We start from the raw sequence: 20,102 nt of genomic DNA on the forward strand, positions 1-20,102 counted from the left end.
CATGCTAAATCGCCTCATCGAGTGGTCAGCGCGCAATGTATTTCTGGTGCTGATGGCCACCCTGTTCCTCGTCGGCGCCGGTGTCTATGCGGTAATCAAAACCCCGCTCGACGCCCTGCCTGACCTGTCCGACGTACAGGTGATTTTGTATACCGAGTACCCTGGCCAGGCTCCGCAAGTCGTTGAAGACCAGGTCACTTACCCGCTCACCACCGCCATGCTGGCGGTGCCAAAGTCCCGGGTAGTACGCGGCTTCTCGTTCTTCGGCGCTTCCTTTGTGTATGTGATCTTCGAGGATGGCACCGATATCTACTGGGCACGATCGCGCGTCCTGGAATACCTCACCTCGCTTGCCGGCAGCCTGCCGCAAGGCGTCTCGCCGCAGCTCGGACCGGACGCCACAGGCGTGGGCTGGGTCTACCAGTACGCGGTACTAGCCAAGAACAAGACCCTGGCCGAACTGCGCACCATTCAGGACTGGTACCTGCGTTACCAGCTCGCCAAGGCGCCGGGCGTGGCGGAAGTCGCCAGCATCGGCGGCTTCGTCCAGCAGTATCAGGTAGTAGTTGACCCGCGCAAGCTGCAGGCCTATGGCGTGCCGCTCAACCGTGTCACCCAGGTCATCCGCGACTCCAACCGCGATGTCGGTGGGCGCGTGGTGGAAATGGCCGAAACCGAGTACATGGTGCGTGGACAAGGCTACCTGCGGAGCAAGGCTGACCTTGAACAACTGGTCGTCAAGAGCGAAAAAGGCGTGCCGGTCAGACTGACCGATATCGCCCGGGTGGAACTCGGCCCGGACGAACGCCGTGGCCTGACCGAACTCAATGGCGAGGGAGAAGTGGTATCAGGCATCGCCATGGCCCGCTACGGCCAGAATGCCCTGGAAGTGATCGCCAACGTCAAGGAAAAGATCAAGGAAGTCGCCAGCGGACTGCCTGAAGGGGTCACCATCGAAACGGTGTACGACCGCTCCGACCTGATTCACCGCGCCATCTCCAATCTCAAGAGTACGCTGCTGGAAGAAAGCGCCATCGTCGCTCTGGTCTGCATCGTATTCCTGCTGCATGTGCGCAGCGCTTTGGTCGCCATCATCATGCTGCCGGTAGGGGTGCTGATCGCCTTCATCGCCATGCGCCTGCTCGGCATGAATTCCAACATCATGAGCCTGGGCGGCATCGCCATCGCTATTGGTGCGATGGTGGACGCGGCCATCGTCATGATCGAAAACGCCCACAAGCACATCGAACGGCTCAAGCCCGGCGAATCGCGTGCCCAGGCCATGATAGACGCCTGCAAGGAAGTCGGCCCGGCGCTATTCTTCTCGCTGCTGATTATCACCGTATCGTTCCTGCCGGTGTTCACGCTGGAAGCCCAGGAAGGCCGCCTGTTCTCGCCGCTGGCCTTTACCAAAACCTTCTCCATGGCCGGCGCAGCACTCCTCTCCGTAACTCTGGTGCCGGTGCTGATGATGCTGTTCATTCGCGGCCATGTTATTCCCGAGGCAAAAAATCCGGTGAACCGCTTTCTGATCTGGATTTACCGCCCGGTGATCGCCTGGGTGATGCAATGGAAGAAACTGACCATCGTTCTGGCGCTGGCGGCGCTGGCAGCAAGCCTTTATCCGGCCTCAAGGCTGGGCAGCGAGTTCATGCCTACTCTCAACGAAGGCACGCTGTTCTACATGCCCACCGGACTGCCCGGCATGTCGGTCACCAAGGCGGCGGAACTGCTGCAAACCCAGAACAAAATCATCAAGACCTTTCCCGAAGTAGCCTCGGTCTACGGCAAGGCGGGCCGCGCCAATACCGCCACCGACCCGGCGCCGATGGAGATGTTCGAGACCATCATCAATCTCAAGCCGGAAGCTGAATGGCGCCCCGGAATGACGGTAGACAAGCTGACCGCCGAGATGGACAAGGCGCTGCAGATTCCGGGAATTGCCAATTCCTGGACCATGCCGATCAAGGCGCGCATCGACATGCTCTCCACCGGCATCCGCACCCCTATCGGCATCAAGGTATTCGGCAAGGACCTGACGGGTATGGAAAAGCTGGCCCGCGAGATCGAAGCCGTGGTCAAACAGGTGCCGGGCACGACTTCAGCCTATGCGGAGCGCATCACCGGCGGTTTTTACTCGACATCACGCCACGCCGTGATCAGCTGGCCCGTTACGGCCTGACCGTAGGCGAAGTGCAGGACGTGATCTCCACCGCCCTTGGCGGAGAAATGGTCACCACCACGGTGGAAGGTCGCGAGCGCTTCGGCGTCAATGTGCGTTATCCGCGCGACTTGCGCAGCGACCCGCAGAGCATCGCAACGCAGATTCTGGTGCCGATCGGCGGCGAAATGGGAGGCCCACCCGCGATGGTGCCGCTGGGGCAACTGGCAAAGGTAGAGATCACCAAGGGCGCACCGGCGATCCGCACCGAGAATGCCCTGCTCTCCGCCTACATCTACGTCGACATCCGCGACCGCGACATCGGCGGCTACGTGCGCGACGCCCAGAAAGCTGTGCGCGAACAGGTGAAATTCCCGCCCGGCTACTACGCCACCTGGAGCGGCCAGTTCGAGTACATGGAGCGCGCCACCGAGAAGATGAAGGTCGTCATCCCGGTCACGCTGGCGATCATCTTCATGTTGCTCTACCTCAATTTCCGCCGCCTCACCGAAACCCTGATCGTGATGCTGTCGGTACCCTTCGCTCTGGTCGGCGGCGTATGGCTGATGTGGGTGCTGGACTACAATCTCTCGGTTGCCGTGGCAGTGGGATTCATCGCGCTGGCTGGTGTCGCCGCCGAAACCGGAGTAGTGATGCTGATCTACCTCGACCACGCGCTGAACGAAATCAAAGCCAGGCGCGAGGCAGAGGGTAAATCTCTGGCTCCGGCCGACCTCTACGCCGCCGTAATGGAAGGCGCGGTGGAACGGGTACGGCCGAAGATGATGACAGTGGTAGCGATCATGGCCGGCCTCCTGCCGATCATGTGGAGCAACGGCACCGGCTCCGAGGTGATGAGCCGCATTGCCGCACCGATGGTGGGCGGCATGATTTCATCAACAATCCTCACCCTGGTCGTCATTCCGGCACTGTATGCGCTGATCAAGGAATGGGCACTTTTCAAACGGAGTTAACATGAACAAGAAACTGATCCTCACTCTGAGTGTCGCACTACTGGCTGGATGCGGCGATGATGCCAAACAGCCGGAAGTTCAGGGCAAGGGCCTGCGCCAGTACGACAAGAACGTGCTGACGCGCGGTGAACGTGTCTATCTAGCCAACTGCGCACAATGCCACGGCAACAATGGCGAGGCCAAGCCAGACTGGCGCATCCGCGGCACAGACGGCAAATTTCCGCCCCCGCCCTTAGATGATAGTGGCCATGCCTGGCATCACCCGCGAGCCTGGCTCAAGCAGATGGTCATCCAGGGAAGTCCCGTCGGGCAGGGGAATATGCCAGCATGGTCGGGCAAGCTCTCCGAGCAGGAAATAGACGCTGTCGTGACTTATGTCACCTCACTCTGGTCGGATGCCATACACTTGCAATGGCTTACCCGGGTAGAACAGAAGCAAAACTGAAAACACTGTTTCCGGGTTCGTGTGTAGCAATCTGGAGCAACTCGGCGGCATCGGACCCAGTTTGTCTGCCCTGGAAATCAAAAACCGGGCAATTTGCTCTATAATTTTGTAAAATTAGCTTTTTCTAATTTACCAGGAGATCTTTCATGTACGGATTCAGCACAGAAGTAAAAGGCTCTTTCGACGCAGTCGTTACAAAAACCATCGACGCTCTGAAAGTGGAAGGCTTCGGCGTCCTCACCGACATCGACGTGCAAGCCACCATGAAGGCCAAACTCAACATCGATGGCCGCCCCTACCGCATCCTTGGCGCCTGCAACCCGCCGCTGGCGCACCGCGCCATCGAAGCAGACCCCGATATCGGCCTGCTGCTGCCGTGCAACGTGGTGGTGCGCGAAGAAGCCGACGGCAAGATTGTGGTCGCCTTCATGGATCCCTCCGCGGTGCTGAAACTGGTAGACAAGCCTGGCATCGAAGAACTGGCGGCAGAAGTGAAAGGCCGGCTCGAACGGGTGCGCGACAGCCTCAAGGCGTGATCCCCTGGATCGATAACGACGCACCCTTTCCGCCGCTTTCTTCCGCCCTCCGCGAGCCCAACGGCTTGCTGGCGGCGGGCGGCGATCTTTCCCCGCAACGGCTGATTGAGGCCTACTCGCGCGGTATTTTCCCCTGGTTCAATCCCGGCGAGCCTATCCTGTGGTGGAGTCCGGATCCCCGCATGGTGCTGTTTCCCGGCGAACTTAAAGTTTCCCGCTCGCTGCGCAAGACCCTGAAGAATCAAACCTGCGAAATCCGCATCGACACCGCCTTCCGCCAAGTCATGCAAGCCTGCGCTGCACCGCGCGACGGCCACAGCGGCACCTGGATATCTCCCGCCATGGTCGCCGCCTACACCGAACTGCACCGGCAAGGCCTGGCACACTCGGTCGAAACCTGGATGAATGGCAAGCTCGTCGGCGGGCTGTACGGCATCAGCCTGGGCAGGATGTTCTACGGTGAATCCATGTTCAGCCTCGCCACCGACGCCTCCAAAATCGCCTTCGTCCATCTGGTCAGACAGCTCGACAGCTGGGGCTACGGCATGATCGACTGCCAGATGAAAACCGCGCACCTCGCCTCGCTCGGCGCGCGCGAGATCCCACGCGCCGAATTCAGCCAAAAGTTGACGGAACTGGTAAACTTTCCCGAAGATATCGGACATTGGCACCGACCATGAATTTGCTGAATGACTTTTCCACGCGCGAGCTGCAGTTCTACCTGACCTCCGCCTACCCGTGCAGCTACCTGCCGGGACGGATGGCACGCTCGCTGGTGGCCACACCCAACGAGCTGGTCGACAGCACGGTTTACAGCGAGCTGATCCGTCTCGGATTCCGCCGTAGCGGCGCCTACAACTATCGGCCGCAATGCAGCCAGTGCCAGTCCTGTGTCCCAGTACGGCTGGCGGTCGATGAATTCGAACGCAACCGCGCTCAGCGGCGCGCCTGGAAAGCTCATTCCACCATGACCGCTGCGGTGCGAGAACTGGTCTACGACCCCGAACATCACGACCTCTACCGGCGGTACCAGGCATCGCGGCATGCCGGCGGCGGCATGGATCAGGACGACCGGGAGCAGTACGAGCGTTTCCTGCTGCAAAGCCACGCCACCACCTATCTGGTCGAATTTCGCGAGGGGGATGCTTTGCGTATGGTCAGCCTGATCGACAGGGTGAATGACGGCCTCTCATCGGTGTATACTTTCTACGATCCAGACCTGCCCCGCGCCAGCTTTGGCACATACAACATCCTGTGGCAGGCTACGCTGTGCCGTGAACTTGAATTGCCTTATCTGTACCTCGGCTACTGGATCGAACACAGCCGAAAAATGGCCTACAAGATCAACTACCAACCGCTACAAGGCTACATTCAGGACAACTGGCAAACCCTACCTGCATCGCTCTGAGCCGACGCAAATACGGCAAAGCCAGTTCCAGCAGTGTATTCTGTGAAATATGGGTAACCATACTCCGCCTGCATCCCAAAAAAACCTTTGCAGTCGCATAATCATGGCTAGTTTTGATCCGATGAAAGTTCAAGCTTAAGGACAAGATGACCTCTATCCTCATCGTCGAAGATGGCCCCTTGATGGCGGAAGCCCTCAAACTGCAACTCATCGACTGCGGCTACCAGATCGCAGCCCTGGTCAGCAATGGGGAAGAGGCCGTTAAGCAGACACAAGCATCACCCCCCGATCTGGTGCTGATGGATATTGTGCTGCCCGGAAAAATGGACGGGATAGAAGCCGCGAACAAAATCCGCGAGTCCTGTGACATTCCGGTGCTCTACCTGACGGCCTACGCCGACGATGCCTTCTTCCAGCGCGCCCAGGTAACCGAGCCCTACGCCTATCTGCTCAAACCTAGCAGCCCCAGGGAAATCCAGCTTGCCATCGAAATCGCCCTGTACCGCCACAAAACTGAACGAACAGCGCGCACAAAGCTGGAAAAAGCGGTAACGAAACGCACCGCCGAGCTTGAACAAGCCCAGCGGCGCATCACTAGCATTCTGGAAAATATCTCTGATGCGTTCGTGTCGCTGGATGCCGACTGGCACTACACCTACGTCAATGCCAAAGCTGGCGAATTTTTTGGCCACAAACCGGAAACACTGATCGGCAAGCACATCTGGACCGAGTTTCCGGAGGGGGTGGGCCAGCCTTTCTACCATGCCTATCACAAAGCCATGGCGGAACAGACGCCCATCGAGCTGGAAGCCTATTATCCACCCTGGGAGCGCTGGTTCGAAAATCGCATCTACCCTTCCAAAGAGGGCCTTTCCATTTTCTTCCACGACATTACCGAACGCAAAAAGACTGCACTTGAACTCGCAACCTACCGAGATCATCTGGAAAAAATGGTTGAGGTTCGCACCGCTGACCTCGAGGCCACCAACCGGGAACTGGAAGCCTTCAGCTATTCGGTTTCGCACGACCTTCGCGCACCGCTGCGCGCCATGCAGGGATTCGCTCAGGCCCTGGAGGAAGATTACGGCGCCAAGCTCGGTTCCACTGGGCTGGATTATATTCAACGTATTGTTACCTCTGCCCAGCGCATGGACACCCTGATCCAGGACCTGCTGGCCTACAGTCAGCTGGCCCGCGCCGACATAGAGATTAAGCCGGTGAGCCTGACCGGCGCAGTTATGGAAGCGCTGGATCAGCTCGACGTCGAGATCAAGCAATCCGGGGCGCAGATCACGGTAGCGCCCTCTTTGTCTGAGGTAATTGGACATGCCCCCACTCTGGCCCAGATCATCAGCAATCTGCTCGGCAACGCGATCAAATTCGTCCCCTCGGGCACTCGGCCGAGCGTGGAAGTATGGACCGAGGAACGCGGCGAGCGGGTGCGCCTGTGGGTGGCGGATAACGGTATCGGAATTTCTCCAGAACATCAGAAGCGCATCTTCCGGGTATTCGAGCGGTTGCACGGGGTTGAAACCTATCCCGGCACCGGCATCGGGCTCGCTATTGTGCGCAAAGGGGCAGAGCGCATGGGCGGCGAAGCGGGTGTCGAAGCGATGGTTGGCAAAGGCAGCCGATTTTGGGTAGAGTTAGGCAAACCACCGAGTACGGAAAACCCATGAAAGCAAACAGTTCCCTGCAAACCATCCTGCTGGTGGAGGATGATACCAACGATGTCTTGCTGTTCCAGCGCGCCTACCGCAAGTGCAAGCTGGCCAACCCGCTGCAGATAGTGGGTGACGGCGAAGCGGCGCAGGACTATCTCGCCGGCAGCGGCAAATACGCCGACCGGGAATCTTACCCGCTGCCCGCGCTGGTTTTGCTCGACTTCAAGCTGCCGCGCATGTCCGGGCTGGAAGTGCTGGCCTGGATGAGATCGCAGACCAGTCTGAAGCGGGTGCCGGTGGTGGCGCTGACCTCCTCGCGAGAAAGATCCGACGTCAATCGTGCCTACGATCTGGGTATCAACTCCTACCTGGTGAAACCGGTCGCTTTCGACAATCTGATGCAACTGGTCAAGGCACTGGGACTGTACTGGATGATAATGAACGAACACTCAGACCTTGCACAGGCAGAAAACGCATGATGACAAACATGACCTCTGGCCCACTGAATATTCTTCTGGTCGACGATAACCCGGACGACCGCACCCTGCTGATCCGCGAACTGGGCCGGGAGTTTCCCGCCCTGCATGTCACCGAAATCACCGAACAGGAAGGATTCAACCAGGCGCTGGAATACGGCAACTTCGACCTGATCATCACCGACTACCAGTTATGCTGGAGCGATGGGCTGATCATACTGCGGGCGGCCAAGTCAAAATGGCCGAATTGCCCGGTGATGATGTTTACCGGCACCGGCTCCGAAGAAATCGCAGTGGAGGCGATGAAAGGGGGGCTGGACGACTACGTGCTCAAATCGCCCAAACACTACGGCTGGCTGCCATCGCGGGTGCGTTCGGTACTGGAGCAGATCATACACAAGCAGAGGTTACTCAAAACCGAGGCTGAGCTACGCAAGAGCGATTCGATGTTGCATGCCATCATCGAAGCAGAACCGGAGTGCGTCAAAATCGTCGGGGCGGACGGAAAGCTGCGCTACATCAATGCAGCTGGACTGGCGCTGGTGGAAGCGAACTCCCCCAAAGAGATATTAGGAAAAAATATGTCAGACTTGATCTTGCCTGAATACCGGAAGGCGTATCTGGCACTGAACGCACAAGTAATCAAGGGGGGGCATGGCACGCTGGAATTCGAAATCAGCGCTCTCAAGGGTGGGCATCACTGGCTGGAAGCCCACGCCGTGTCTCTGGAAATGGAAGATGGCCCGGCCGTGCTCGGCGTCACCCGCGATATCACTTCACGCAAACTGGCCGAAGCTTCCAGCGCCCAGCTCACCGCCATTATCGAGGCCACCAGCGACTTCATCAGCATCGCCGATATGGATGGCCGGGTTACATATTTGAACTGCGGCGGGCGAAATATGATGGGAATACCGAAGGATGAAGATATTTCATCCACCCGCATAGAGGATTATCATCCCCGCTGGGCAATGGACATCATTCACGCTGAGGCCATCCCGACCGCGATGCGCGAGGGAACCTGGAGCGGTGAAACTGCCTTTCTCACACGCGATGGCAGGGAAATCCCGGTGTCCCAGGTAATCATTGCCCACCGGGGGAAAAACGAAACACCGGAATTTTTTTCCACCGTCGTACGCGACATCTCCGAACGCAAGCGCCACGAAGCCGAACTGATTTATCTCGCCAACCACCATGCGCTCACTGGCCTGCCCAACCGCAACCTGCTCGCCGACCGTCTGCAGCAGAGCTTGATCGAGGCGAAACGACATGACCGTCTGGCGGCTCTGGTCTTCCTCGACCTGGACCGCTTCAAGAACATCACCGAATCCCTCGGACACGAGGTGGGGGATCTGGCGCTACAGATGGTTGCCGAGCAACTGACCGGACTGGTGCGTGAAGGCGACACGGTAGCCCACCCCGGCGGTGACGAATTCGCACTCTTGTTCAGCGATGTTGCCCACAGTGAGGACGCAGCCCGACTGGCGCAAAAGGTGCTTGACCACTTTGAAAACTTCCCACTCACGGTGGGTGGTCACAAGCTGTTTGTCACCTTCAGCGCCGGCATCGCCCTCTATCCCACCGACAGTGAAAACGCGGATGGCTTGCTGCAAGCTGCGCTTACTGCCATGGATCGCAGCCAGGCTTTGGGTGGTAACTCCTACCAGTTTTACTCCAGCGAAATGAATATCAAGGCACTGGAAAACCTGGCCATGGCCAGCGCGCTGCATGACGCAATCGCGCGCGACGAGCTCGAGCTGCATTACCAGCCCCAGGTGGATCTCGCCAGTGGTGAAATTATCGGCATGGAAGCGTTGGCACGCTGGCGCCATCCACAACATGGCATGGTTTCGCCGATGGTTTTCATCCCACTGGCCGAGGAAACCGGCCAGATCAGCCTGATCGGCGCCTGGGTGCTGCGTGAAGCCTGCCGCCAGAATAAAGCCTGGCAGGACGAGGGACTCCCCCCATTGCGGGTGGCCGTCAACCTATCGGCGCGCCAGTTCTGCCAACGGGACATCACCGCAATTGTTGCCCAAGCGCTTGCCGATACTGGGCTGGAGTCGCGCTTTCTCGAACTCGAAATCACAGAAAGCATGCTGATGCACGACGTTAACGCCACAATCAGCATCATGCAGCAGCTGAAGGAGCTCGGCATCAGCTTCTCACTCGACGATTTCGGCACCGGCTATTCCAGCTTGAGCTACCTCAAGCGTTTCCCGATCGAGACCCTGAAAATCGACCAGTCCTTCGTCCGCGACATTCCGCACGACAAGGACGACTCCGCCATCGCCGCGGCCATCATCGCGATGGCCAGCGCACTGGGCATCAAGGTCATCGCGGAAGGAGTGGAAACCCCCGAGCAACTCGCCTTCCTGAACACCCAGAAATGCACCGGCATGCAAGGATATTATTTCAGCAAACCGCTCCCATCGGAAGAGTTTGCCCAGTTGCTACGACAAGGTAAAACCCTGGATACAAGCTCATAACATCAAGGTTCATCTGTACCAGATTATTCCCACGAAAGCTGGTGTAAAATCAGCCTGGATTCAGCAACGGGAAGCAGTTAACCCAGCATTTAAATCAGCAACACCACATATACATAAATTCCATGCGCCAATACCTCGATTTAATGCAGCACGTACTCGACCACGGCCACCAGAAAAGTGACCGTACCGGCACTGGCACAGTCAGCGTGTTCGGCCACCAGATGCGTTTTGACCTGTCACAAGGTTTTCCCCTGGTCACTACCAAGAAGTGCCATCTCAAGTCCATCATCCACGAGCTGCTGTGGTTCCTGCAGGGCGACACCAACATCAAATACCTCAAGGATAACGGCGTCCGAATCTGGGATGAATGGGCTGATGAAAACGGCAATCTCGGTCCGGTGTATGGTTACCAGTGGCGCTCCTGGCCGACTCCGGATGGCCGCCACATCGACCAGATTTCACAGGTGGTGGAACAGATCAAAAACACCCCGGATTCCCGTCGCCTGATCGTCTCCGCCTGGAACGTGGCCGACGTTGACAAGATGAAGCTGCCCCCCTGCCACGCCTTCTTCCAGTTCTACGTGGCGGACGGCAAGCTGTCCTGCCAGCTCTATCAGCGCAGCGCTGATATATTCCTCGGCGTGCCGTTCAACATCGCCTCCTATGCACTGCTCACCCTGATGGTGGCGCAGGTGTGCGGCCTCAAGCCGGGCGATTTCGTCCACACCCTGGGCGATGCACATATTTACCTCAACCACCTCGAGCAGACCCGCGAGCAGCTCGCACGTCAGCCACGCACGCTTCCAGCGATGAAGCTCAATCCAGATGTGAAGAATATTTTCGACTTCAAATTCGAGGATTTCACACTGGCGGGCTATGACCCACACCCTGCCATCAAGGCGCCAGTGGCAGTATAATCAATGAAACTTCTCGAACCAGGAGCAGAATAATTGTGCTATATCGCAGCCCGGATTATGGTATAAATATCTTCTATTAGTGCCCACAAAATAATAATAACTTCGCTTATCCACCAGGAGGCTATATAACATGCATTGGATCAAGCACAGCATTCGCAACAAACTCTTTATGATTTCGGGAACCGGCACGGTGTTGCTGATCGCCGCAGCGCTATTCGGCCTGTGGATGGCCTGGGGTGATATTCAACTAATTGAAAACAAAAAAGCCATAGAAAGCGCCCAGAACGGCATCCTCATTAGCCTCGGTTTGATGGCAGCAGCAATAATCATGGCGTTCATTGCCTTCATGGTGCTGGTGAACAAATACATTGTCACTCCCGCCAACCAACTGGTTCATGACTTGAAGAAACTGGCCGATGGCGATTTCACAGCGACTATTTCGCACCCTACCGAGGATGAGATCGGGCAAATCGCAGTCAGCGCAGAGCAACTCCGCAACAATCTCGGCGGCATGATTACTCGCATTAGCGAACTCATGAATGAAAGTTACAGCGCCGCCACCAGGCTTTCTTCCTCGGCAAACCAGGTCGCTTCCCGTTCGAACGAGCAAAGCGAGGCAGCCTCGGCCACAGCGGCCACAGTCGAAGAGATGGCTGTCAGCATCGCTTCCGTGGCGGAAAATACCGACCATGTAAACCAGATTTCCCGGCAAGGGCTGGAGCATATTGAAAAAGGCAACGAATCGCTGTCCGAATTGATTGGGGAAATTTCCACTGTGGAATCATCCGTGGAAGCCATCGCCGAATCGGTATCGGAATTCGTTCGCAGCACCGAGGCCATCACCAACATGACACGGCAGGTCAAGGATATTGCCGAACAGACCAACCTGCTCGCGCTCAACGCAGCCATCGAGGCTGCCCGCGCCGGCGAGCAGGGCCGCGGCTTTGCCGTGGTGGCCGATGAGGTGCGCAAGCTGGCAGAGAAATCGGCGCAATCCGCAAGCCAGATCGACCAGGTCACCATGACGCTCAGTGCGCAATCTGCCACCGTGGAACAAGCGATCCAGGATGGCAAAAAGTCCTTGCAAACCAGCCAGGATTACCTGGAGAACGTAGCCATCGTTCTGAGCGACGCCAATCAATCTATGTCAGAGAGCGCGGAAGGCATCAGCAATATAGCCATGTCAGTGAACCAACAAAAGGCGGCCAGCCACGACATTGCCCAGCATATCGAGAAAATCGCTCAAATGGCCGAAGAAAACATGACTGCCACCCAGGAAAACACTGCGGCTGCCCAGCACATGGAACAACTGGCCATCACGGCGCAGGAAATGGCGAAACGCTTCAGGGTGTAACGTTGGCGAGAACATGGGGCATCCACGCATTTCCATCATCGCTGCAATGGCGAGAAATCGGGTTATCGGCATAGCCAACACCCTGCCTTGGCGCCTGCCCGAAGATCTGAAGCATTTCAAAGCCCTTACCCTCGGCCATCACATCCTGATGGGACGCAAAACCTACGAATCACTGGGCAGACCACTTCCCGGTCGAACCAGCGTGGTCATCACCCGTTCGCAGGATTTGCAGGTGCCCGGCTGCCTTGTGGCGAATTCTATTGCGGAGGCTGTCGCCGCCTGCAATAACGATGACGAAATTTTTTTCATCGGCGGAGAAAATCTCTACCGCCAGGCACTGGATGTTGCCGATCGGATTTACCTTACTGAAATCAAGGCGGATTTTTCGGGGGATGCGTGGTTCCCCGAGTTCGACACGAACCTGTGGCGGGAAGCAGAACGCAAGGCCTGCAAATCCGAAAGCGGGCTGGAATGCGATTTTTTGATCTATGATAAAAAACCTTAACGCTTAAGGATAAAGCATGAAATTTTTCCGCCCATTGTTTGTGTTCCTGCTCCTGCAAATTCCCCTGAGCGCCATCGCCTCCGGCCAGGCCGAACTCACCTGGTACGGCCATGCCGCCTTCAAACTCACCACCCCTGCCGGCAAGGTATTGCTAATCGACCCTTGGCTCACCAACCCGGCCAACCAGAATGGCAAGGATGATTTGGCGAAGCTGGAAAAAGCCGACTTGATCCTGATCACTCACGGTCACTTCGACCATGTCGGCAACAGCGCGGAAATTGCCAGAAAAACCGGCGCCAGGCTGGTCAGCACCTTCGACCTGGGCAAGGCGATCGCCCAGTACGGCGGTTACCCGGAAAAGCAGATGGGGTTCGACACCATGGGCAACTTCGGCGGCGAGCTAACGCTACTCGATGGCGAGGTGAAAATCGCTTTCATCCCGGCCATTCATAGCTCCACGGTGATGGCACCCGACGGCAGCGCTGACAAGGACATCCACGACGGCGGTAACCCTGGCGGCTTCCTGATTACGGTAAAAAATGGCCCGACTATCTACCACACCGGCGACACCGACGTGTTCAACGACATGACCCTGATTCGTCAATTCGGCAAAGTGGACGTAATGCTCGCCTGCATCGGCGGCCATTTCACCATGGGGCCTGAGCGCGCTGCAGAAGCCGTTCGGCTGGTCAAACCGGGCATGGTCGTACCGATGCATTTCGGCACCTTCCCGGTGCTGGATGGAACAGTGGGAAACTTTGCCAAGGCGTTGAAGAAGCTGGGTGGCAAGTCCAGACTACATGAAATGAAAGTGGGCGAGACGCTCAAATTATGAGGCATATGTGCCAATGAAAAACGGGCGCCAAGAGCGCCCGTTTTTCATTGGCACAGCCTGCGCTAGAGAGACTTCACGCAATCCACATAATAACGTGACTTCCCATTCAGTTCTTCCTTCACCAGACCGTGTATATCGGTCTCAAAGCCAGGAAATTTCTCGTTAAATTCACGGGCGAATTTCAAATAACGAACGATGGTCTCATTGAAACGTTCACCGGGAATCAGCAAGGGAATACCGGGTGGATAGGGAGTCAGCAACACGCTGGTCACGCGCCCGGCCAGGTCGTCGATCTCGACCCGGTCGATCTCCCTGTGCGCCATGCGGGCGAAGGCATCGGTCGGTTTCATCGCCGGCACCATGTCGGACAGATACATCTCGGTAGTCAGACGCGCCACGTCGTTGGCCTTGTAGATGCCGTGGATGCTATCGCTCAGTTCCCTCAGGCCCATCCGCTCGTAGCGCGGATTCTTGGCGACGAATTCGGGCAGCACGCGCCACAGCGGCTGGTTGCGATCGTAGTCGTCCTTGAACTGCTGCAACGCGGTCAGCATGGTGTTCCAGCGACCCTTGGTAATGCCGATGGTGAACATGATAAAGAAGGAGTAAAGGCTGGTTTTTTCCACGATCACGCCGTGCTCTGCCAGGTACTTGGTGACAATGGCTGCAGGAATGCCCGAGTCGGCGAAATCCCCGTCCACATCCAGTCCTGGCGTGATGACGGTGGACTTGATCGGGTCCAACATGTTGAATCCCGGTGCGAGGTTGCCGAAGCCGTGCCAGCGTTCACCCTGGCGCAACATCCAGTCGTCTCGCTCGCCCATGCCCTCTTCGGCGAGGTGCTCCGGCCCCCATACCTTGAACCACCAGGAATCACCGAATTCCGCATCCACCTTGCGCATGGCTCGGCGAAAATCCAGGGCTTCGAGAATAGACTCTTCCACCAGCGCGGTACCGCCGGGCGGTTCCATCATCGCCGCCGCCACATCGCAGGATGCGATGATGGCGTATTGCGGGCTGGTGGAGGTATGCATCAGGTAGGCCTCGTTGAATACGTCACGATCCAGCTTGCGAGTCTCGGAATCCTGAATCAGGATCTGCGATGCCTGGGACAGCCCCGCCAGCATCTTGTGGGTGGATTGGGTAGCAAAAATCATCGAGTCCTTGCAGCGCGGACGGTCCTTGCCGATGGCGTGCATGCCCTGGTAGAAATCATGGAAAGTGGCGTGAGGTAGCCATGCCTCGTCGAAATGCAGGGTGTCAATCTCCCCGTCCAGCATTTCCTTGAGGGTTTCCACGTTGTAGATAATCCCGTCATAGGTGCTCTGGGTGAGAGTGAGCACCCGTGGCTTGGTTTTTACCCCACGCGCGAAAGGATTGGCCTCGATCTTCTTGCGGATATTCTCCGGCTTGAATTCTTCCAGCGGAATCGGCCCGATGATGCCGTAATGGTTGCGGGTAGGGGTAAGGAAAACCGGCACCGCACCCGTCATGATAATCGCGTGCAATATCGATTTGTGGCAGTTGCGATCCACCACCACCACATCCCCCGGTGCAACCGTGGAATGCCATACCATCTTGTTGGAAGTGGAAGTGCCGTTGGTGACAAAAAACAGATGGTCTGCATTGAAAATGCGCGCAGCGTTACGCTCGCTGGCCGCAACCGGGCCGGTATGGTCAAGCAATTGGCCGAGTTCGTCCACCGCATTGCACACGTCTGCGCGCAGCAAATTCTCGCCGAAGAACTGGTGGAACATCTGTCCCACCGGACTCTTGAGAAAGGCGACACCACCCGAGTGGCCAGGGCAGTGCCAGGAGTAGGAACCGTCGGCGGCATAATGAGTCAGCGCCCGAAAAAAAGGGGGGGCCAGGGAGTCCAGATAGTCCTTTGCTTCCCGCACCACATAGCGCGCAATGAACTCCGGCGTATCCTCGAACATATGAATAAAGCCGTGCAACTCCTTCAGCACGTCGTTGGGAATATGGCGCGAAGTACGGGTCTCGCCGTACAGAAAAATAGGAATATCCGCATTTCGGCGGCGGATTTCCACCACGAAGGCACGAATCTGCTCAACTGCCTGCTCCGCCAGTTCAGGCGTGGAGAATTCTTCATCGTCGATCGAAAGAATAAACGTCGAGGCGCGGCTCTGCTGCTGCGCAAAGGAAGTCAGGTCACCGTAACTGGTAGCACCCAACACTTCCAGGCCTTCTTCCTCAATCGCCTTGACCAGCACACGCACGCCAATACCGCTCGCATTCTCGGAGCGGAAATCTTCATCGATGATGACTACGGGGAAACGGAATCGCATGGAAACTCCTGTGAGGAGTAAGGAGTGAGGAGTAAGGAGTCAAGGCAAAACCAAGCGGTGGCTTTACTCCTTACTCCTTACTCCTCACTCCTCACCAGATCAGATTTTTGGCAAAGTCACGCCGTGCTGGCCCTGATACTTGCCGCCACGGTCCTTGTATGAGGTTTCGCAAACCTCGTCCGACTCAAAAAACAGCACCTGGGCCACGCCCTCATTGGCGTAAATCTTGGCGGGCAGCGGCGTGGTATTGGAGAACTCCAGGGTCACGTAACCTTCCCACTCCGGCTCGAATGGCGTCACGTTGACGATGATGCCGCACCGTGCATAGGTGGACTTGCCCAGGCAGATCGTCAGCACGCTGCGCGGGATGCGGAAATATTCCAGGGTACGCGCGAGAACAAATGAATTGGGCGGGATAATGCAGACATCGCTTTTGACGTCGACGAACGAATTGGGGTCGAAATTCTTGGGATCGACGATAGTGGAGTTGATGTTGGTGAATAGCTTGAATTCATCCGAGCAGCGAATATCGTAGCCATAGCTGGAAGTGCCGTAAGAGACAATTTTTTTGCCGTCAACGCTCCTCACCTGCCCCGGCTCGTAGGGTTCGATCATTCCGTGCTGTTCCGCCATGCGGCGAATCCACTTGTCCGACTTTATGCTCATAAATCCAGCCTTCAGCTATCAACAGCCAGTCACCAGTTAAAGCGGCCAGCACGAAGCTGACCGCTAAAAACCGACTACTGGCTGCTTGGGTTAGGTATTTTGAATCACAATATTGGGGAAGCGTGCGCTGAAATCCTGCGCCTGCTCAGCCACTTTGACCGCCACGCGACGTGCAATTTCCTTGTAGATCTGGGAAACACGGCCATCAGGGTCTGCTACCACCGGCGGGTTACCCTCGTCGGTTTGCTGCCGGATATTGATATCCAGAGGCAATGCACCGAGAAACTCGACATCGAAGTCCTTGCACATTTTCTCTCCGCCGCCGGTACCGAAAAGACGCTCTTCATGGCCGCAGTTGGTGCAGATGTGCAGACTCATATTTTCCACGATACCCAAGATAGGGATACCCACTTTTTCAAACATTTTCAAACCCTTACGCGCATCGATCAGGGCCACATCCTGAGGCGTGGTAACGATCACGGAGCCGGTCACCGGCACGGTTTGCGCCAGGGTGAGCTGGATATCACCAGTCCCTGGCGGCAGATCCACCACCAGGTAATCCACGTCCTTCCAGTTGGTGTCATTCAGGAGTTGTCCCAGCGCCTGGGTGACCATCGGGCCGCGCCATACCATGGGCTGGTCCGGATCGATCAGAAAACCAATGGACATGGCCTGCAGGCCGTGGCCATTCAGCGGTTCCAGTTTTTTACCGTCGGCAGAAGGTTCGGGACGGTCATCCTTGATGCCCAGCATCAAGGGTTGGGAGGGGCCATAAATATCGGCATCGAGAATGCCGACTCGCGCGCCTTCAGCAGCCAGTGCCAGCGCCAGGTTCACTGCGGTGGTGGACTTGCCTACGCCACCCTTGCCGGAAGCCACGGCGATGATGTTCTTGATGCCCGGAATCAGCTTGACACCGCGCTGCACGCTATGCGAAACGATGTTGGAGGATACATTGACCGTCACACTACCGATACCGGCAATGCTCTTGACCTTGTCACTAACCAGGGTGCGAATGCTTTCGAACACGCTCTTACCCGGGTAGCCGAGGACGATGTCGAGCGACACCTTGTCGCCGTCGATCTTGATGTTCTTGACCGACTTGGTACTAACAAAATCCTTCTTGGTAGTAGGATCGGTAATTTCCTTCAGTGCATCTTGCACCTGCTGTTCTGACACGGACATGCTTACTCCTTGAGTGTAACCATTTTTGCCCAATACCCATCAGGGCAAGAGGCAGAAAACGAAAGTTTAACGAATAATTGGGCTTGCTACCACGGTTTGTTACAATTGAGGTCTTTCAAGTTCCTGACAAACCGCAATGAAACGCAAGATCCTGGTTACCAGCGCCCTACCCTACGCCAATGGCAGCATCCATCTTGGCCATCTGGTTGAATACATACAGACCGATATCTGGGTACGATTCCAGAAAATGCAAGGGCACGAGTGTCATTACGTGTGCGCCGATGACACCCACGGCACCCCCATCATGCTACGCGCGCAAGCCGAGGGCATCGCCCCGGAAGCCCTGATCGAACGTGTCTGGCACGAACACAAAGCGGATTTCGACGGTTTCCATGTCGAATTCGACAACTACTACTCGACCAATTCCGATGAAAACCGGGAATTGGCGCAGAGTATCTACCGCTCCCTGCGCGACCAGGCGAAACTGATCACTACCAAAACTATCGAGCAGTTCTATGATCCGGAAAAGGAAATGTTCCTGCCGGACCGCTTCATCAAGGGCGAGTGCCCCAAGTGCCATGCTTTAGACCAGTACGGCGACTCCTGTGAAGTATGCGGAGCCACCTACTCGCCCACCGACCTGATCAACCCGGTTTCGGCGGTATCCGGCGCCACCCCGGTACGCAAGGAATCCGAGCACTACTTCTTCACGCTCGGCGCCTGTACTGATTTCCTGAAAGAGTGGACCAACGCCGGACATCTGCAGCCGGAAGCCGCCAACAAGATGCAGGAGTGGATAGCCGGAGGCCTGCAGAACTGGGACATTTCCCGCGACGCGCCCTACTTCGGCTTCGAGATCCCGGATGCACCGGGCAAATATTTCTACGTCTGGCTCGACGCGCCAGTCGGCTACATGGCCAGCTTCAAGAACCTGTGTGCAAAAAATGGCATGGACTTCGAGGAATTCTGGGGCAAGGATTCAAAAACCGAGCTTTACCATTTCATCGGCAAGGACATCCTCTATTTTCACGCCCTGTTCTGGCCGGCGATGCTGAAGTTCTCCGACCATCGCACGCCGACCGGCGTGTTCGCCCACGGCTTCCTTACAGTCAACGGCCAGAAAATGTCCAAGTCGCGAGGCACCTTCATTACCGCCGCCAGCTACCGCAAGTACCTCAACCCGGAACAGCTGCGCTACTATTTCGCCGCCAAGCTCAACAGCAGCATAGAAGACATCGATCTCAGTCTGGAAGACTTTACAGCGCGGGTTAATAGTGACCTGATCGGAAAATTCGTGAATATCGCCTCGCGCTCGGCCGGCTTCATCACCAAGCGCTTCGGCGGCAAACTCGGCAGCATTGGCGATCAGACCCTGCCGCAACGGCTCCAGGCCGCCGCCAAGGATATCGCCGCCCAGTATGAATCGCGCGAATACGGCAAGGCTTTGCGCGACATCATGCGCCTGACCGATCTCGCCAACCAGTACGTGGACGACAACAAACCCTGGGAACTGGCCAAGCAGGAAGGCATGGAAGCCCGGTTGCACGAAGCCTGCAGTGTCAGCCTCAACCTGTTCCGCCTGCTCACGCTCTACCTCAAGCCGGTACTGCCCAAGCTGGCTGCTGACGTGGAAGCCTTTTTCAACATCGCGTCGCTAACCTGGCAAGATGCGCAGACCCTGCTGCCCGCAGGCCACGCCATTAACCCCTACCAGCACCTGATGACTCGTATCGACCCGAAACAAGTGGAAGCCATGACCGAAGAAAACAAAGCCACCCTAGCTCCGGCAGCAGAGCACTCTCCCGCGCGCCATGCCGAGAAGCAAACCCATGAAATCCAGCCGATCGCCGAAACCATCAGCATCGACGATTTCATGAAGATCGACCTGCGCATCGCCAAAATCGTCAATGCCGAACATGTAGAAGGGGCCGACAAGCTGTTGCAACTAACGCTGGACATCGGCGAGGGGAAAACACGCAATGTATTCGCCGGCATCAAGTCGGCCTACGCACCGGAGAAGTTGATCGGTCGCCATACCGTGATGGTCGCCAACCTGACACCGCGCAAGATGAAATTCGGCCTGTCGGAGGGCATGGTGCTGGCTGCCGGCGGCGATGGAGGCCTGTACATTCTCAGCCCGGACGAGGGTGCCAAGCCGGGCATGCGGGTGAAATAAATAAA

15 protein-coding genes and 1 pseudogene are annotated in these 20,102 nt (G+C 57.0%); 13 read left to right on the top strand and 3 right to left on the bottom strand.

All coding sequences use genetic code 11. The features are described 5' to 3' along the window. The first annotated feature begins 1 nt into the window (after nucleotide 1). From SCD_RS09180 to SCD_RS09235, 12 genes and pseudogenes are all read left to right on the top strand, one after another. Nucleotides 2-3,135: pseudogene (locus SCD_RS09180) on the top strand (efflux RND transporter permease subunit). 1 nt (nucleotide 3,136) lies between these two features. After that, nucleotides 3,137-3,580: a c-type cytochrome gene (locus SCD_RS09185; protein WP_009204860.1), complete on the top strand. Its 444-nt coding sequence runs from the start codon at nucleotides 3,137-3,139 to the stop codon at nucleotides 3,578-3,580. Nucleotides 3,581-3,726: 146 nt separating this feature from the next. Continuing rightward, nucleotides 3,727-4,116, top strand: a complete 390-nt coding sequence (locus SCD_RS09190; protein WP_009204861.1) for a DUF302 domain-containing protein — start codon at nucleotides 3,727-3,729, stop codon at nucleotides 4,114-4,116. Next, nucleotides 4,113-4,796, top strand: coding sequence for a leucyl/phenylalanyl-tRNA--protein transferase (gene aat, locus SCD_RS09195; RefSeq protein WP_009204862.1), 684 nt, complete (start codon nucleotides 4,113-4,115; stop codon nucleotides 4,794-4,796). The genes SCD_RS09190 and aat overlap by 4 nt, the downstream gene beginning before the upstream one ends. Then, nucleotides 4,793-5,524, top strand: coding sequence for an arginyltransferase (locus SCD_RS09200; RefSeq protein ID WP_009204863.1), 732 nt, complete (start codon nucleotides 4,793-4,795; stop codon nucleotides 5,522-5,524). Before aat ends, SCD_RS09200 begins: the two co-directional genes overlap by 4 nt. Nucleotides 5,525-5,670: 146 nt before the next feature. Next, nucleotides 5,671-7,203, top strand: coding sequence for a sensor histidine kinase (locus tag SCD_RS15725; RefSeq protein WP_009204864.1), 1,533 nt, complete (start codon nucleotides 5,671-5,673; stop codon nucleotides 7,201-7,203). After that, a complete protein-coding gene (locus tag SCD_RS09210; RefSeq protein ID WP_009204865.1) occupies nucleotides 7,200-7,667 on the top strand; it encodes a response regulator in 468 nt (155 codons plus the stop codon). Before SCD_RS15725 ends, SCD_RS09210 begins: the two co-directional genes overlap by 4 nt. Next, complete coding sequence (locus SCD_RS09215; protein WP_009204866.1) at nucleotides 7,664-10,150, top strand: EAL domain-containing protein; 2,487 nt, start codon at nucleotides 7,664-7,666, stop codon at nucleotides 10,148-10,150. The genes SCD_RS09210 and SCD_RS09215 overlap by 4 nt, the downstream gene beginning before the upstream one ends. Before the next feature lie 122 nt (nucleotides 10,151-10,272). Next, the gene (locus tag SCD_RS09220; RefSeq protein ID WP_009204867.1) at nucleotides 10,273-11,067 is read left to right on the top strand and encodes a thymidylate synthase; all 795 of its coding nucleotides are present in this window, start codon (nucleotides 10,273-10,275) and stop codon (nucleotides 11,065-11,067) included. 130 nt (nucleotides 11,068-11,197) lie between these two features. Then, nucleotides 11,198-12,421 carry a methyl-accepting chemotaxis protein gene (locus SCD_RS09225; RefSeq protein ID WP_009204868.1) on the top strand — a complete coding sequence of 408 codons (1,224 nt, stop codon included), beginning with the start codon at nucleotides 11,198-11,200 and terminating at the stop codon, nucleotides 12,419-12,421. A 13-nt stretch (nucleotides 12,422-12,434) separates the two neighbouring features. Then, nucleotides 12,435-12,926 carry a dihydrofolate reductase gene (locus tag SCD_RS09230; RefSeq protein WP_009204869.1) on the top strand — a complete coding sequence of 164 codons (492 nt, stop codon included), beginning with the start codon at nucleotides 12,435-12,437 and terminating at the stop codon, nucleotides 12,924-12,926. 16 nt (nucleotides 12,927-12,942) lie between these two features. Further along, nucleotides 12,943-13,761, top strand: a complete 819-nt coding sequence (locus SCD_RS09235) for a metal-dependent hydrolase (protein ID WP_009204870.1) — start codon at nucleotides 12,943-12,945, stop codon at nucleotides 13,759-13,761. A 62-nt stretch (nucleotides 13,762-13,823) separates the two neighbouring features. Here SCD_RS09235 and SCD_RS09240 read toward each other — a convergent pair whose 3' ends face one another. The 3 genes from SCD_RS09240 to apbC all read right to left on the bottom strand — a co-directional run bounded on the left by SCD_RS09240 (nucleotide 13,824) and on the right by apbC (nucleotide 17,921). After that, the gene (locus SCD_RS09240) at nucleotides 13,824-16,070 is read right to left on the bottom strand and encodes an arginine/lysine/ornithine decarboxylase (protein WP_009204871.1); all 2,247 of its coding nucleotides are present in this window, start codon (nucleotides 16,068-16,070) and stop codon (nucleotides 13,824-13,826) included. 99 nt (nucleotides 16,071-16,169) lie between these two features. Further along, nucleotides 16,170-16,736, bottom strand: a complete 567-nt coding sequence (gene dcd / locus SCD_RS09245; RefSeq protein WP_009204872.1) for a dCTP deaminase — start codon at nucleotides 16,734-16,736, stop codon at nucleotides 16,170-16,172. A 90-nt stretch (nucleotides 16,737-16,826) separates the two neighbouring features. After that, on the bottom strand, nucleotides 16,827-17,921 hold the full coding sequence (apbC, locus tag SCD_RS09250; protein ID WP_009204873.1) for an iron-sulfur cluster carrier protein ApbC: 1,095 nt from the start codon (nucleotides 17,919-17,921) through the stop codon (nucleotides 16,827-16,829). A 136-nt stretch (nucleotides 17,922-18,057) separates the two neighbouring features. Here apbC and metG point away from each other — a divergent pair, with 136 nt between their 5' ends. After that, entirely contained in the window at nucleotides 18,058-20,097 is a 2,040-nt protein-coding gene (gene metG / locus SCD_RS09255; RefSeq protein WP_009204874.1) for a methionine--tRNA ligase, read from the top strand. Nucleotides 20,098-20,102: the final 5 nt, after the last annotated feature.

This window comes from Sulfuricella denitrificans skB26, assembly GCF_000297055.2.
GTDB lineage: Bacteria > Pseudomonadota > Gammaproteobacteria > Burkholderiales > Sulfuricellaceae > Sulfuricella > Sulfuricella denitrificans.